The following is a 14,238-nucleotide window of genomic DNA, read 5'->3' as shown; positions in this document are numbered from 1 at the left end:
GAATGAGCCGTTTTCTGCAATTGCACGTCCTCACCGCCTATCCGCCGTCCAATCCCAACCGTGACGATCTCGGCCGGCCCAAGTCGGCGGTGATCGGCGGCGTCCAGCGCATGCGGATTTCCAGCCAGGCGATCAAGCGGGCCATCCGGACGGCACCTGCCTTTGTCGATGCCTTGACGGGGCAACTGGGAAACCGGACGCAGCGCCTGGGCGAAGTGATAAGGGAGCATGCGCTCGGCAAAGGGGCCGACGATGCAACGGCGACGACTGTCGCCCGCGAGATTGCGGCCGCGTTCGGGAAGCTGAAGTCCGAAAAGGACGCGCATCCCACCTATACCGAGCAGCTTGCCTTCATCTCGCCTCAGGAGCGCAAAATGGCGCTTGCCCTGGCGGACAAGCGCATCGCCGGAGAAAAGCTGCCCAAGGACAAGGACCTTGCGAAGCTCGTGCTGTTGCGGGCGGACGGGGCCGTGGACATCGCCATGTTCGGTCGCATGCTGGCGGACAACCCGGACTTCAACCGGGAGGCGTCAGTCCAGGTGGCCCATGCCTTCACCACCAACCGGGTCGCCATCGAGGACGACTATTACACGGCCGTCGACGACCTGAAGCTTTCGAGTGAGGATGCGGGGGCCGGGTTTATCGGCGAAGCAGGGTTTGGTGCAGGCGTCTTTTACCTCTACGTCTGCGTCAACCGGGACATTCTGGTGGACAATCTGGCCGGCGACCGGGAACTGGCGGAAACGGCGCTGAAGGCTCTGGTCAAGGCCGTGGCCACAAGTTCGCCCTCCGGCAAGAAGAACTCCTTCGCCAACCATGTCCGCGCCGAGTTCGTTCTGGCGGAACTGGGGGACGGCCAGCCGCGAACCTTGGCCAGCGCGTTCACCGCACCGGTCTCGGGCGATCACCAGATGACCGCTTCAGGGACGGCCTTGATGGGCAAACGCGCTGAGTTCGCCAAGGTCTACGGCCGGGACTGGGCGGACGAACGGCTGATGCAGGTCGGCAGCCCGGAGAGCGTTTCACTGGAGGACCTTGTCTTCTTCGCCGCCTCGGGCCTTGCAGGCGATGTATCATGACCGACTGGCTTGTGGTCACCCTGGCCGGGCCGATGGCGAGCTTCGGCGAAGAGGCGGGAAATGCCCAGCGGAGCACCGCGGACCGGCCGTCGCGATCGGCATTGACCGGCCTCGCCGGCGCGGCTCTCGGCATCTTGCGGGACGACGCGGAAGGCCAGCGACGGCTCGCGCGCGCGTTCCGGGTCGCCACCTGGACCTTGCAGGCCGGAACGCTGCTGTCGGATTTTCATACCTACCAGTCGCTTCCCGGCCCCGCCGGGCGGCCTGCAACGCGTGCCGAGGCGCTGAAACGCCGTTCGGACCTGGCGACGTCGATCACTCGCCGGGAATACCGCAGCGATGTGTTGTATCTGGCGGGATTCCGGTCGACCGGGGCCGGGGCGCCGGGACTGGCGGATCTGCAGGAGGCCTTTCGTCAGCCGGTTTTCACACTCTGTCTCGGGCGCAGGTCCTGTCCGCTGTCGCGGCCGTTGAGCCCGCGGACAATACACGCAGAAACGGCGACAGATGCCTTTCGGGCCTATGTCGACGAGGATGCATCGTTGCTGCGGCGAGGGCGGGCGGCCGGGACGCTTGCCGGCGAGACGATGGCCGATCTCGGGGAATCCAACGAGGCGGCCAGGGCACACATGAGACGTGATGAGCCCGGAGACCGGCGGACCTGGCAGTTCTCGAGCCGGCGCGAATTCGTTCGCCATCTGGCTGTTGCGGCCGTTCGCGGCGGCGAGGGAGATCCGGCATGAGCGAAAACTATCTGTCGAAGCTCACATTGCGCCGGGATGCGGCATCGGTCGCGCCCTTGATTGAGGTGCTGAACCCAGCTGCACCGGGAGCGCGGGTCAATGTCGATCATAAACTGTTGTGGACGGTCATGCCGGAAAACACCCGATCCGGCCCGGCGGGACCGGACACGGGCCGCCGCTCCGCGTTTCTCTGGCGCCGGGACAGCGACGAGGGGCACTTCTACATGCTCGGACCGCAACCGGTCACGGACACGCCCTTCTTTCATGTCGAGACCAGGCCGTTTGCCCCGGCCCTGGTTGCCGGCGACCGGCTGGCTTTCGACTTGCGGGCCAACGCGACCATCGACCGCAAGATCGGCGCCGACGATGCCGGCAAGGCTGTCCGCCAGCGGGTGGATGTGGCGATGGATCTGATGAAGAAGGAAAAAGAGGCGGCCGGCGGCGGCAAGGGCTGGTACGCCCCCCGCCGGCAGGCGCTGGCCGAAACGGCTGCCGAGGCGTGGCTGCAATGCCAGGGCACCGCCAACGGGTTCCGCCTGGAAGCGCTTCATCTCGACGCCTATCGGACGCAGATGGTCCCGCGCGGTGATCGAGGCAAGGCCCGGTTCGGCGTTCTCGACCTGCAGGGCGTTTTGACCGTCACCGACCCGGAGGCCTTTTTGAACCGGCTTGTGGCGGGTTTCGGCCGGGCCAAGGCCTTTGGTTGCGGCCTGATGCTGATCCGCAGGAGCGGCTGATGGCGAGCACCGGCCAGATATCCGGCGCGCCACCGCCCAAACCCATTCCTCTCAAGGACCGGGCATCGATCGTTTTTGTCGAAAGGGGCCAGCTCGATGTGATCGACGGTGCCTTCGTGCTGGTGGATGCCAACGGCGTGCGGATGCATATTCCGGTCGGCGGACTGGCGGCGATCATGCTCGAACCCGGGGTTCGTATCAGTCATGCAGCTGTCGTGCTTGCCGCGCGCGCCGGAACCTTGCTGGTCTGGGTCGGCGAGGCGGGAGTGCGGGTCTACTCCACGGGGCAGCCCGGCGGGGCACGATCCGACCGGCTGTTGTGGCAATGCCGGCTGGCGACGGATCCGGATGCGCGGCTTCGTATCGTGCGCAAGATGTTTCAGGTCAGGTTCGGCGAGAAGGCACCCGAGCGGCGGTCCGTCGACCAGTTGCGCGGTATTGAGGGTGCGCGCGTGCGGACGATCTACCAGGGTCTTGCCGGGCAGTTCGGCGTGACGTGGAAGCGGCGCAACTACGATCCGGGCAACTGGGACGTTTCCGATGTGCCGAACAGATGCCTGTCCGCGGCGACGGCCTGCCTTTACGGTCTGGCGGAAGCCGCTGTCCTGGCCGCCGGATATGCACCTGCGGTCGGCTTCCTGCATACCGGAAAGCCGCTGTCGTTCGTTTATGACGTGGCGGATATCTTCAAGTTCGAGACCGTCGTTCCGGAGGCCTTCCGGATTGCGGGGCGTCACGCCAAGGGTCGGCTTGACGGGCCGCCCGACCGGGAAGTGCGGCTGGCCTGCCGCGACGTTTTCCGGCGTACCAATCTTCTGTCCCGTCTTATTCCGACCATTGAGGAGCTTTTGCTCGCGGGCGAACTGCCGCCGCCCGACATCGCGCCGGATGCTGTCGGACCGGCATTTCCTGATGCACCGCAAAGCGGTGATCCGGGGCACCGGTCATGATGATGGTCGTGACCAACAACGCGCCGCCCCGGTTGCGGGGCAGGCTCGCGGTCTGGCTGCTGGAAGTTCGGGCGGGGGTCTATGTTGGCACCTATTCCGCCCGGACCCGGGAGATGATCACGGAACAGGTGCGGGACATGATCGAAATCGGTGATGCCGTGATCGCCTGGACAGCGGCCAACGATGCCGGTTTCGACTTCGAGACTTTCGGCCAAAACCGGCGGGAAGCGGTGGACTTCGACGGTCTGAAACTCGTTGCTTTCAAGCCGGATGTGCCCTTGTAAGGCTGCTCGCTTTTGGGGTTGCCAAAAGCGGTGCATGCCTGTTCTTTGAAAATGTGCAAGGATATCAGTCGTATCCGGAAAGAGCGTTCCCCGCACACGCGGGGATGAACCGGCCTTCTCGTCGCCGCGGTGCGGGTCGATGTGGCGTTCCCCGCACACGCGGGGATGAACCGCCGAGGCTCTCCCTCGCCCAGCGGACGCCAATGCGTTCCCCGCACACGCGGGGATGAACCGGCCCTGTTCTACATATCTATTAGCCAACCACTGCGTTCCCCGCACACGCGGGGATGAACCGGTTTCCGTTGTCAAATGCAGCGACATCGACAGGCGTTCCCCGCACACGCGGGGATGAACCGCTCAAAGGCAAAAACAAGCCGATGGGCCACAAGCGTTCCCCGCACACGCGGGGATGAACCGGCCCGCACCACATCGTCGGAAAGCCTGTTCGCGCGTTCCCCGCACACGCGGGGATGAACCGAGGCTTGTGCGTGTCGAATTGCGTCTCATAGTGCGTTCCCCGCACACGCGGGGATGAACCGAATAGGTCGGGTCCTCCGTTTCGACGGCCCAAGCGTTCCCCGCACACGCGGGGATGAACCGTTGGACAGAGAAAGGGTGATGCCGTTGTTCTGGCGTTCCCCGCACACGCGGGGATGAACCGCCCACCGACCTTCGCAATACGGCCTATCTGGAGCGTTCCCCGCACACGCGGGGATGAACCGACGCTCTCAGGAGCGGCCGAATTCGCCTCTCGGCGTTCCCCGCACACGCGGGGATGAACCGATCTCCGCAACGATCATCACGACGCCGCCCGTGCGTTCCCCGCACACGCGGGGATGAATCGGTCAGAAAGCGGCCTCCGCGTCTGACAGGGTGGCGTTCCCCGCACACGCGGGGATGAACCGCTTCCCGGCGATCACGCATGGAGGCCCCTGAAGCGTTCCCCGCACACGCGGGGATGAACCGACCGAGGATGACAGCGGAGCAATCACCTGCGTGCGTTCCCCGCACACGCGGGGATGAACCGTCGGAGCGGCATCAAGAACAGGGGTGGCGTGCGCGTTCCCCGCACACGCGGGGATGAACCGACGGTGTTCCCGACGATCTCAACGCCGCCCTGGCGTTCCCCGCACACGCGGGGATGAACCGCGCCTCCCGTTCAGGTCGTTAGACGTGGGCGGGCGTTCTCCGCACACGCGGGGATGAACCGATGAAGGGGCAAGGGCGATGAGTGATGAAGAGGCGTTCCCCGCACACGCGGGGATGAACCGCGTGCCTCCTTTCTCTACGCCGTGCCCGGGGAGCGTTCCCCGCACACGCGGGGATGAACCGCGACGACATGCGCGCCGAACGAACTGGTTCCGGCGTTCCCCGCACACGCGGGGATGAACCGGTGCTGGTGCTTTCCGGCTCGGGCCTTGTCTAGCGTTCCCCGCACACGCGGGGATGAACCGTCTCCGCCGGAGAGATCCGGGTCGAAACCATAGCGTTCCCCGCACACGCGGGGATGAACCGAACGCCATGAACGCCGCCTGCCGGCGGCATGAGCGTTCCCCGCACACGCGGGGATGAACCGATGGGATCTAGTTCAAGTCGCGCCGATCCACCAGCACGCATCTGTATCGGATTTAATGAGTCCGCCGCCCAGGGGGACTGTTCGGCACCAATGAGCGTCATAGTGGGACAAGTGCTGAAACTGGTTCGCGTTATGGTTGTTGACTATTCGGTTCGGCACAACCCTAATGGGCTAGGGGGACGTTGCATGGTATTTCAGGCATACCTTTTCGAGATTCGACAAATTCAGTCATACGTATTCGCCACAGGCAAGCTGCGCGATGCCAGTGGGGCCAGCGAACTGATAGATGCGATCAGTGGCGATGTGGGAGAGGGCGTGTCGGGTCTTGCCGGTCGGGTGCTGCAGGCCGTGGGACTGGATCCGACCGTCTTCCGCGCGGCAGGCGGGGTGCTGGATTTCACATGCCTGGAACCTGACCTGCTGAGAAGGTTTCGTGCGACCTTCCGGCTGACCCTTGCGAAACAAGCGCCTGGCCTTGTGTTCAACGATTGCACCGCTGCGGGGGAAACCGTCGCCAAGGCCCGCGATGCGGCGCGCAACGGGATTGCGGCGGAAGGGCCGGTACGCGGCGCGGCGTTCCCCCTGGGTTCGCCCATGCTGCGACCGGCGCAACGGTCGGGAGGCAACCCGGCAATCCTGCGCGGGGCGACAGGGCAGGACGGCCGCTGCGTGATCACGAAGGAGTTTGCCGATCTGCCGACCCTGGCAAAGCGGCAGTATCTCAAGCGCGGGCAGACGCTGGCCGGCAAGTTCGTGGCACGGAACCAGCGCGCAGGACTGCAATGGCCAACTGTGTTTCGCGAGGACGAGGACGAGGCATCCGATCGGGTGATCTTTCCATTCGGGGAAAAATCGATCCCGCGGGTGGCGGTGCTGCATGCCGACGGTAACGGGATGGGCAAGCTTTTCGTCGAAGCCGTGCAAAGGTTGTCCATCGAGGAGGTGCGCTTCCTTTCGGGCCGGTTGACCGCAGCCACGCAGGCCGCGGTGCAATGTGCCATGTTGCGGGTTGTCGAGGCCGCCGAAGAAGGAGTGGTTCCTGCACGACCGATCCTGTTGGGTGGTGATGACGTTACGGTGATCCTGCGCGCCGATCTGGCCAGTCAGTTCGCGCTGGATTTTGCCTGTGCCTATGAGCGACTGGCGACCGCGGCGGTCCGCGGATTTGCGGCTTTGCAGGACTGGCCCGTGCTGACGACCAAGATCGGATTCGTGGTGATCGGGCCCAATCAGCCCTTCGCGCAAGCCTATCGTCTGGCCGAGGAACTGGCGCGCGAGGCGCGCGATCCGGGGCAAAGCAAGGTCGCCTTCTATCGTGTGACGGGCGCCGCCATTCCGGAAAAAGCCGAAGACATCGCCGCGCAGGGCAAGGCTGACGAAGACTTCACGCTGTGGCGGGCGGCGCATGGGATGGCGGAGTTCGAGTCGCTCAGGGCGCTGGCGCGTTTGCTTGACGATGACGACGTCGGTCGCGGCGGTCTGCGGAAGGTTCCAGAGGTTGTGAAGACGAGTCGCGAGGACGCGCAAAGGCTGTTTGTTCGCGCGAAGCAGGTGGTCAAGGCGCGGGGCGAAACTGTTGCGCACGAACTCGATGCAGCGCTGGCTGCCGCAGGGATGCCCGATCTGACGGCCGCCGATGGCGGTTGGGTGCCGCTGTTGGCGGCGCATGACCTGGCGCATATCGACAGGAGCCAGGCATGAAGCTGATTTTCCGCATCCTGTCGTTCTGGCAGGTCGGCACCGGAGCCGGTGAGATGGGCATCTTCGATGAACGGCCGATCAGGGATCACGAGGGACTGCCATTCATTCCGGGTCGCCAGGTCAAGGGACTGTGCCGCCAGGCAGTTCGCGATGCCGAGGTTCTTGGCTGTGTGAGTGCAGGAACGGCAGATGTGCTGTTCGGTGCCCGCGCAGAACCTGGCAAGCCCCTGCTCGACGATCCCGATCCCGGTGTTCTGCGCTTCGATGATGCGCGGCTGCCGGTGGCGGAGCGTCAGGCACTTGTTGGCCGGCATAAACTGATTTCCGGTCTGTACCGCACCCGGCGCAGCACGGCCATGACCGAAGACGGCGTTGCCCGGCCGCATTCGCTGCGCTTCGAGGAAGTCGCCATCCCGCTGACGCTGGAGGCCGAGGTGTCGCGCCCTGATGAGGCGGATGACGAATGGATGAAGGATCTGGAGAAGGTCCTGCCTTTGATCATCGCACTGGGTTCGGGGCGGACGCGCGGCATGGGGCGCGTGATCGTGACGACGGGGGATGAACGATGATCCGCCAGGGGCTTGAAATTGCCCTGATCGATCCTGTCATCGCCTCATTTGACGTGGCAACGGCGGCGGTTCCGACAAGCCTGCCCTATCTGCCCGGAGCGATGCTGTGGGGCGTCCTGGCGAACCGGGCCTACGGCTCCGCGAAGCCGGCCGGCGAGGTGCTGGACTGGCTGTACGGAGGGGGGCTCCTGGTCGGCGATGCCTGGCTGGCGGTGGAGGGCGATGTCGCCTTGCCGGTGCCGATGTCGTTTCACCGCGACAAGGATACCGGCCAGCTGCTCGACCTGACGACGGACGAGCGCAAGGCCGGATGCAAGCAGCAGCGCGACAAGCAGATCCGGCCGGGCGACGGCAAAGGCGACCACGCCGAGGCCGTGGTTGCGACCGTCGCCACGCGCCGCACGTCCATCGATCCCGACACCCTGCGCGCCTCGGACGGGCACTTCTACAGTTTGCAGGCGCTGGCCGCCGGGCAACGCTTCGTGGCATGGATCGAGGGGCCGCAGGACCAGGTCGACTGGGCCATCGACGCGCTGAGCGGGCAACATCTGCTTGGGCGCTCGCGCATGGCCGAATTCGGACGTGCGCGGATCCGGTCGATAGACCCGCCCGCCATGCCCGCTACCGGCGAAGGAGCCGCGCGATACCTGTGGTGTCTGTCCGATCTGGCAGGACTGGACGAGCATTTCACCCCGACCGAGCGGCCGGAGCGGCTGCTCGGCGCGCAGATCGACTGGTCGCGCAGCTTCGTGCGCCATCGGACCTATGCGCCGTTCAATGCGAAATGGGGCCGGCGGCAGAGCGAGCGGCTGGTGATCGCGCGCGGCTCCGTCCTGACCCTGGAATCCGACGTGTCCGCCGGGCTGCATCGGGCGGGTCTGTGGCAGGAACAGGGGCTCGGACTGATGCTGGCCTCGTCCGACCCGCCGCGCGAGGTGCTGCGACGCTGGAAACGTTGTGACAGGCCGGAACCAGAGGCGCCACCGCAAGTCGTCGAAACGGACCTGTCCCGCCTCCTGCTGGGCTGGGCCGAGACGAAAAAGGAACAACGCGAGCTGAACGCCAGCGCGGCGCGTGTCTGGGACGAGTGGGGCAAGCTGTACGCGACCGCTGAACGCCTGCAAGGGGAACGCTGCGGGCCGACCGCATCGCAATGGGCGGCGCTGGCGCAGATGCCGGACGCCGGCATCCGACCCTTCCTCGAGCGGGCGCGCGACAGCGAGGGAGCCAAGGAGGTCCTGGCCTGGCAGGCCAGGTTCGCACCCGACGCACCGGGAACCTTTGTCGGAAAGGCCCTGGCGATCCTCGACGCCGAAGGCGCGGCGGCGCTCAAGCGTCTGGCCAAGGCCTTGCGCGACAGCCTGAAACGGGAGGCATGGTTCGATGCAACGTGACTGGACCATCCTGCGGGTCACACTGCAAAGCCGCTCGCCGCTGATCATTGCCTCGGGCGAGGACGAGGCGATGTCCGACACCGACCCGGTGCGCGATGCCAACGGCCTGCCTATGCTGCCGGCCACATCGCTGGCCGGGGCGCTGCGGGCGCGGGCCGGGAACACAGCGGACGACTGGTTCGGCTGGCAGGTTGAAGACGGGGGCAAGCGCAGCTCCGTCGCTTTCACCGACGGCCTGTTCCACTGGGCGGACGATCGGCCGCGCGACGGCCTGGTGTTGAAACCGGACGATCTGGCGGGGATGAGCGGCGACGATCTGTGCAAGGCCGTGCTTCCCGGCCAGCGCCCGCTGATCCGTCAACATGTCCGCCTCAACGACAAGGGCACGGTGGACGGCGACGGCAAGTTCTCGCGCGATGCCGTGCCGACCGGCGCCCGCTTCACCTTCGAGATGCGGACCGACAATCGCGCTGCGGCGGATGCGCTGCAAGGGCTGATCCGTGAAGGGCTTTTTCTCGGTGGAGCGACGCGGTCGGGCTACGGCGAGACGGCCTGTGTGCGGCTTCTCCGCGAGGACCTGACGCTGCCGGCGGACTGGTCGCGCTGGTGCGCCATCTTCGGCGGCGACCTGGGACAAGACCGCGACATGAAGGAAAGCGCCTCCGCCACGGCGCGGGGCGCGGATCCTGCGGGATGGGTGCTGTCGGGGAGGATGGAGGGGCCGCTGCTGATTGGCGCCGACGGGCGCAACGATGGCGAGGATCGCGCGCCCTGGCGGGAGCCGCGGATCGTCTGGGACGGTCGCAAGGGACGGCTGGACCAAGAGGTCTTCGTCATCCCCGGCAGCGCCATCAAGGGTCCGGTGCGCCATCGTGCTTTGTATCATCTGCGCAAGGCGAAGGTCGCCGATGCGCAAGCCGTGCTGAATGACATGTTCGGCCATGCGGCCAAGGGCGGCTCTGGTCGCGCGGGACGGCTGCGGTTTCACGATGTCGCGATTGCGAATGCCGAGGTGATCGCCCAGACCCATGTCGGCCTCGACCGGTTCAGCGGCGGGGCGAGGCGCGGCGTTCTTTTCACCGATGCGTTGCTCTGGCGGCCGAGACTGGAAATCCGGATCACGAAACTCGGGTTGTTGACGAGCGAGATGCTGCGGGCACTGGAGGACAGCCTTTCCGACCTGAAGGCGGGGCGCCTTGGCATCGGCGCGGAATGGGGCGAGGGAGCGGGCATCTTCGTGCCCGATCAGCCCTTGGCGGAGGAGGTGGAAGATGCAGCCTGACGACATCCTCGCCTGCCTGCCCGATGATCACGGCTTCACCCGCCTGTCGGTGACGATCTCGGCAAAGGAAACGACGCACCAGAAGGATATCGAGGATCTGGTCCGGACCTGGGCGGGGAAGGGCGCCTCGGGCTGGATCGCGCGTCAATCCGGCGTTGTGTTCCCTCCCGGCGCGGACAATCCCGCCCTCGGCGCGGTCCTCGAGGCCGAGCTCGGCACCCGCGACGCCAGCCTGCAGATCCGGCGGATCGGCGCGGGCTGGGTCTGGACGACCTTCGAGGAGACGGCGGCGGGCGCCGGTGTCTGCGACGACGTCGTGCTGGTGACGGCGCCGCTTGAAAAGGCGGACGCCGCAGGGCCGAGGGCGTCGCGGTATCGGCGCTACTGGCGCCTGCCGGACAACGGGGCGGCGGAAATCTTCGCCTGCCGGCTTGTCGGACTGGAGGAGATCGCATGACCGACGTCACCGCGCCCTACAATTTCGTGCCGCTGGCAAGGCATGTCTGCAAGGCCTCCGATCTGGGCCTGACGGTTCCGCCCAGCCAGGACATGCCGGCGGCCGGCGCGGTCAGCGGGTCAATCGAGATGACGCTGACCTGCGACACGCCCTTTCTGGTCAACTGGGGACCGGAGCGGGAGCCGGGCGTGAAGGCCTTCGGCAGGACGCCCGACGATATCCCCGCGATCCCCGGTTCGACCCTGCGCGGCATGGTCCGCGGCGTGCTGGAAATCGCCGGCTTCGGCAAGATGGCGCTGGCCGACGACGCGCGCACGAGCGTGCGGGATCTGACGCCAGCGGCTCGGCTCGATTACGGGGAGCGGGTCACGGTCGAGCGTGCCGATGGCGCGTATGAACCCCTGAGTCGCGGCGGCTGGCTAAGGATCGATGGAGACACGCTTGTCCTGACGGCGTGTGAATTCGCGCGAATTGAGCATGATGAACTTTCAAAAATTTCGAAGAACTTCAAGACACGCGTCAGGAAAAATGACAATTTTTCCTCCGCTGAAATCATTCAGCAGGAATTTACTGGATCGCCACCCGAGATCCCGATCACACAATCGCTTTTTGTTGAAAAGACGGCCCAAAACCACAAGCACGGTCTGAAGAACAAGAAAAAACCGGAGCTTGGGCACAAGTATATAAGGTACCGCAAAGCCACAGTTGCTGCGTCCAGTGGGTTGGCGGGAACGTTCGAGAAGAAATGTGGCCGCCTCGTCTTTACCGGAATGCCCAGCAAAGACAAGCATATGGAGTTCTTCTTCTACGATCCGGCGCCGCACAAGGCCTTCGAGGTTCCAAAGCAGGTCTGGCGCGGGTTTCTCGACGTGCACGAGCGGCAGGAGAAGATCAGCGACACATGGAGGTGGCGCAAGGCGGCGCTCGGCCGGGGCGAGGCGATCCCGGTATTCTACCTGACCGATGGCGCGGAGATCACCCATCTCGGCCTCGCGATGATGTTCAAGCTGCCGGCCGACACCTCCATCGGCGAGATGATCAAGCACAGTTCGCCCGACCACCGCGACCCGCAGGCCGTCGACCTGGCCGAGGCGATCCTCGGGCGGCTGGAAAGCGGCAAGGGCAAGGGCGACGGCTGGCGGGGGCGGGTGTCCTTCGGCTGGGCGCTGGCCGAGGCCGGCTCCTGGCGCGAGGATCAGGACCCGACCCGGGCAATCCTGGCGAGGCCCAAGCCCGGCTACGCCCCGGCCTATGTGCGCCAGCGCGATTTTCAGTCGGACGATGGAACGGAGCTTCTGAAGGTCGGGACGCACGCGAACGGCGATCCGATCCGGGCCAACTACCGGTCCTACATGAACTGGGATCCGACCGGAAAGGATCCCGTCAAGGAGGAGATCCGCGGCTGGAAGCGCTACCCGGTGCGCGGGCAACCGCATGTGCCGCCGCCGACCGTCGAGGGCGACAGTGTTGGCCGCTTGCGCCCGCTTTGCCCGGTGCCCGAGGGTCCGATCACCTTCACCTTCCGCCTGCGCTATCACAACCTGCATCCGGTCGAACTCGGCGCGCTGCTGTGGGCGGCACTCTGGGGCGGGGACGACGGGCTGCGCCATGCCGTCGGCATGGGGCGGCCGTTCGGCTGGGGACGGGCGAAGGTGGCGGCGGCACTGGACGCGGCCCAGCGCGAGGCGATGCGGCAATTTGCCGAGGCGATGGAGACATGGGCCAGACAAAAAGGCATTGCCGGCGGCTGGGCGGACAGCGTGCAATTGCGCCAGTTGAGGGCGATGGCGGATCCCGAAAAGGGCGCCGACGAGCAAGCGCAGGACCGCATGAAACAGATGCAGATCATTGTCGGAGTCGCCAATGACTTTGTCGATGCAAAGAAGGCCGGAACCGTCCTGCCCGAATATGCCGGCATGGCGGCAACGGAGGTTGCCGATCCGATCGACGAGGACAGCATCAAGATGTCACCGCCGCGCGCGCTCGGCCAGCAGGCGAAAACGACCGTACGGACATTCAACAATGCGGTCCGCGCCCGACAGGGTCGCGGGACGGTTCAAGCTGCGCCTGCGGCGGCGGGCGACGACCGCTTTCCGGTTGGGTCCCGATGGCAATGCGAGGGCCATGGACATGTCGAGATTGTCCGATGGCTCGCGCCCGACCGCCGCTGGGTGCGCCGGGCCGATCGCCCGGATGATGATGGCCGGCCAGTCAGCGTCCGCGCGTTGAGGCCGCTATGACCGCCATCCTCGTCACCCGCCATCCCGGCACGATCGACTGGGCGGCGCGGCACGGGATCGAGGCGCGGGTGGTCCCGCATCTCGATCCGTCCACCGTGGCGCCGGGGGATGTGGTGATGGGCACGCTGCCGGTGCATCTGGCGGCCGAGATCTGCGACAGGGGCGCGCGCTATCTGCACCTGACGCTCGACCTGCCGCCGCAGGCGCGCGGCCGCGACCTGAGCGCCGACGAGATGGAGCGGTTCGGGGCAAGGCTGACGGAATATCTTGTCACGAAGGGAGGCGCCGGATGAAACGCCAGATCCACCCCAAACGCCACCGTGTCGTCAGCGCCGGGCGCCTGGCCTTGTCCTTCCTGGTTGGCGTCGCGGCGGTGGCGACGGTGGGCTACTCGGTCGAGGCGTTTCTCGCGCCGGTCTTCGATCTGCATCCCCTTGCCTTCGCGGCGATCTCCATCCTGCTCGTGGGCGCGGCGGCCTGGCTGGTGTCCTACTGGCAGCATGACCGCCTGCAGCGGCTGGTGCGCTCCGAGGCGCGGGAACTCGATGATCAGGACATCGCGGCGCGGCCCTTCGTGATCATGGGCTTTTCCAGGCTCGGGCGCACGCCCGAGGACTGGACGCGGCTGAGCGCGGGCATCGAGACGGCGCTGCAGGGGATCGACCCGAACCGGATCGGCGAGATCTGCGACGACCAGAAGGAATGGGCCGCCAGGCTGACAGGCTGGCAGCAGGGCCTGCGCCTCCTGCGCTTCCTGCACGAGCGCGGCGAGATGAGGGCGGTCTATGTCATCGACAACGGCACCGGGCAGATCGGCCTGTTCTGCCGCCTGCTGCGCACCTGCTTTCCAGGACTTGAGGTGTCCACGGTCCCCGAGGGCGCGGAGGACGGCGTGAAGCCGTTGCGGATCGACCGCAACTACCAGCCGAAGCCCGATTATGAATCCTACGAATATGTCACCGCCGCCTTCGATCGAGCCTTCGAGCGGATCAGGAAGGACAGCGGCCTGCCGAGGGCCGAGGCGGAAGCGGCGACCTATATCGACGTGACGGCGGGGATGAAGGTCTTTTCCATCGCCGCCGCCATCCAGACGCTCAACCGCGGCGCGATCTTTCTCTACGTCACGAGCAACAGTGATTCCGACAGGGTGTCAGGACGACCGGGCGGACACGCGGTTCTTGGCTATGACGCCGACGCGCAGTTCAACCTGGCGCGGCATTAGGAGC

13 protein-coding genes and 1 CRISPR repeat array are annotated in these 14,238 nt (G+C 66.0%); all 13 genes read left to right on the top strand.

Features of this window, described 5'->3' with window-relative positions:
• Positions 1 to 2: 2 nt before the first annotated feature.
• The 13 genes from cas7e to ACQY46_RS16570 all read left to right on the top strand — a co-directional run bounded on the left by cas7e (position 3) and on the right by ACQY46_RS16570 (position 14,234).
• A complete protein-coding gene (gene cas7e / locus ACQY46_RS16630) occupies positions 3 to 1,079 on the top strand; it encodes a type I-E CRISPR-associated protein Cas7/Cse4/CasC (protein WP_428697125.1) in 1,077 nt (358 codons plus the stop codon).
• Positions 1,076 to 1,822: a type I-E CRISPR-associated protein Cas5/CasD gene (gene cas5e / locus ACQY46_RS16625; RefSeq protein ID WP_428697124.1), complete on the top strand. Its 747-nt coding sequence runs from the start codon at positions 1,076 to 1,078 to the stop codon at positions 1,820 to 1,822. Before cas7e ends, cas5e begins: the two co-directional genes overlap by 4 nt.
• Positions 1,819 to 2,559, top strand: a complete 741-nt coding sequence (gene cas6e, locus ACQY46_RS16620) for a type I-E CRISPR-associated protein Cas6/Cse3/CasE (RefSeq protein ID WP_428697123.1) — start codon at positions 1,819 to 1,821, stop codon at positions 2,557 to 2,559. Before cas5e ends, cas6e begins: the two co-directional genes overlap by 4 nt.
• Positions 2,559 to 3,509 (top strand): type I-E CRISPR-associated endonuclease Cas1e, encoded by a 951-nt coding sequence (cas1e, locus tag ACQY46_RS16615; protein WP_428697122.1) that lies wholly within the window; start codon positions 2,559 to 2,561, stop codon positions 3,507 to 3,509. The genes cas6e and cas1e overlap by 1 nt, the downstream gene beginning before the upstream one ends.
• Positions 3,510 to 3,511: 2 nt before the next feature.
• Positions 3,512 to 3,793 (top strand): type I-E CRISPR-associated endoribonuclease Cas2e, encoded by a 282-nt coding sequence (gene cas2e, locus ACQY46_RS16610; RefSeq protein WP_428700515.1) that lies wholly within the window; start codon positions 3,512 to 3,514, stop codon positions 3,791 to 3,793.
• A gap of 83 nt (positions 3,794 to 3,876) precedes the next feature.
• A CRISPR array of direct repeats spans positions 3,877 to 5,369; the repeat unit is 29 nt; unit sequence GCGTTCCCCGCACACGCGGGGATGAACCG.
• Between the two features lie 186 nt (positions 5,370 to 5,555).
• Positions 5,556 to 7,070, top strand: coding sequence for a Cas10/Cmr2 second palm domain-containing protein (locus ACQY46_RS16605; RefSeq protein WP_428697121.1), 1,515 nt, complete (start codon positions 5,556 to 5,558; stop codon positions 7,068 to 7,070).
• Positions 7,067 to 7,639 carry an RAMP superfamily CRISPR-associated protein gene (locus ACQY46_RS16600; protein ID WP_428697120.1) on the top strand — a complete coding sequence of 191 codons (573 nt, stop codon included), beginning with the start codon at positions 7,067 to 7,069 and terminating at the stop codon, positions 7,637 to 7,639. The genes ACQY46_RS16605 and ACQY46_RS16600 overlap by 4 nt, the downstream gene beginning before the upstream one ends.
• Positions 7,636 to 9,033 (top strand): hypothetical protein, encoded by a 1,398-nt coding sequence (locus ACQY46_RS16595; RefSeq protein WP_428697119.1) that lies wholly within the window; start codon positions 7,636 to 7,638, stop codon positions 9,031 to 9,033. The genes ACQY46_RS16600 and ACQY46_RS16595 overlap by 4 nt, the downstream gene beginning before the upstream one ends.
• Positions 9,023 to 10,315 carry an RAMP superfamily CRISPR-associated protein gene (locus ACQY46_RS16590; RefSeq protein WP_428697118.1) on the top strand — a complete coding sequence of 431 codons (1,293 nt, stop codon included), beginning with the start codon at positions 9,023 to 9,025 and terminating at the stop codon, positions 10,313 to 10,315. The genes ACQY46_RS16595 and ACQY46_RS16590 overlap by 11 nt, the downstream gene beginning before the upstream one ends.
• Positions 10,305 to 10,772 carry a hypothetical protein gene (locus ACQY46_RS16585; RefSeq protein ID WP_428697117.1) on the top strand — a complete coding sequence of 156 codons (468 nt, stop codon included), beginning with the start codon at positions 10,305 to 10,307 and terminating at the stop codon, positions 10,770 to 10,772. The genes ACQY46_RS16590 and ACQY46_RS16585 overlap by 11 nt, the downstream gene beginning before the upstream one ends.
• Complete coding sequence (locus tag ACQY46_RS16580) at positions 10,769 to 13,012, top strand: TIGR03986 family type III CRISPR-associated RAMP protein (RefSeq protein ID WP_428697116.1); 2,244 nt, start codon at positions 10,769 to 10,771, stop codon at positions 13,010 to 13,012. Before ACQY46_RS16585 ends, ACQY46_RS16580 begins: the two co-directional genes overlap by 4 nt.
• A complete protein-coding gene (gene csx16 / locus ACQY46_RS16575; RefSeq protein ID WP_428697115.1) occupies positions 13,009 to 13,305 on the top strand; it encodes a CRISPR-associated protein Csx16 in 297 nt (98 codons plus the stop codon). Before ACQY46_RS16580 ends, csx16 begins: the two co-directional genes overlap by 4 nt.
• The gene (locus tag ACQY46_RS16570) at positions 13,302 to 14,234 is read left to right on the top strand and encodes a hypothetical protein (RefSeq protein ID WP_428697114.1); all 933 of its coding nucleotides are present in this window, start codon (positions 13,302 to 13,304) and stop codon (positions 14,232 to 14,234) included. Before csx16 ends, ACQY46_RS16570 begins: the two co-directional genes overlap by 4 nt.
• Positions 14,235 to 14,238 lie beyond the last annotated feature (4 nt).

The sequence above is a fragment of the Stappia sp. genome, assembly GCF_965276915.1.
GTDB lineage: Bacteria > Pseudomonadota > Alphaproteobacteria > Rhizobiales > Stappiaceae > Stappia.
Note: the sequence above shows the minus strand (reverse complement) of the source record. Positions and strands in the feature narration are given on the sequence as shown.

Bases quoted from the DNA above. Each gene is read 5' to 3' on its own strand.
- ACQY46_RS16585 (WP_428697117.1), top strand. From the start codon at position 10,305: ATGCAGCCTGACGACATCCTCGCCTGCCTGCCCGATGATCACGGCTTC.
- cas5e (WP_428697124.1), top strand. From the start codon at position 1,076: ATGACCGACTGGCTTGTGGTCACCCTGGCCGGGCCGATGGCGAGCTTC.
- ACQY46_RS16570 (WP_428697114.1), top strand. From the start codon at position 13,302: ATGAAACGCCAGATCCACCCCAAACGCCACCGTGTCGTCAGCGCCGGG.
- ACQY46_RS16605 (WP_428697121.1), top strand. From the start codon at position 5,556: ATGGTATTTCAGGCATACCTTTTCGAGATTCGACAAATTCAGTCATAC.
- csx16 (WP_428697115.1), top strand. From the start codon at position 13,009: ATGACCGCCATCCTCGTCACCCGCCATCCCGGCACGATCGACTGGGCG.
- ACQY46_RS16580 (WP_428697116.1), top strand. From the start codon at position 10,769: ATGACCGACGTCACCGCGCCCTACAATTTCGTGCCGCTGGCAAGGCAT.
- cas1e (WP_428697122.1), top strand. From the start codon at position 2,559: ATGGCGAGCACCGGCCAGATATCCGGCGCGCCACCGCCCAAACCCATT.
- ACQY46_RS16595 (WP_428697119.1), top strand. From the start codon at position 7,636: ATGATCCGCCAGGGGCTTGAAATTGCCCTGATCGATCCTGTCATCGCC.
- cas2e (WP_428700515.1), top strand. From the start codon at position 3,512: ATGGTCGTGACCAACAACGCGCCGCCCCGGTTGCGGGGCAGGCTCGCG.
- ACQY46_RS16600 (WP_428697120.1), top strand. From the start codon at position 7,067: ATGAAGCTGATTTTCCGCATCCTGTCGTTCTGGCAGGTCGGCACCGGA.
- cas7e (WP_428697125.1), top strand. From the start codon at position 3: ATGAGCCGTTTTCTGCAATTGCACGTCCTCACCGCCTATCCGCCGTCC.
- cas6e (WP_428697123.1), top strand. From the start codon at position 1,819: ATGAGCGAAAACTATCTGTCGAAGCTCACATTGCGCCGGGATGCGGCA.
- ACQY46_RS16590 (WP_428697118.1), top strand. From the start codon at position 9,023: ATGCAACGTGACTGGACCATCCTGCGGGTCACACTGCAAAGCCGCTCG.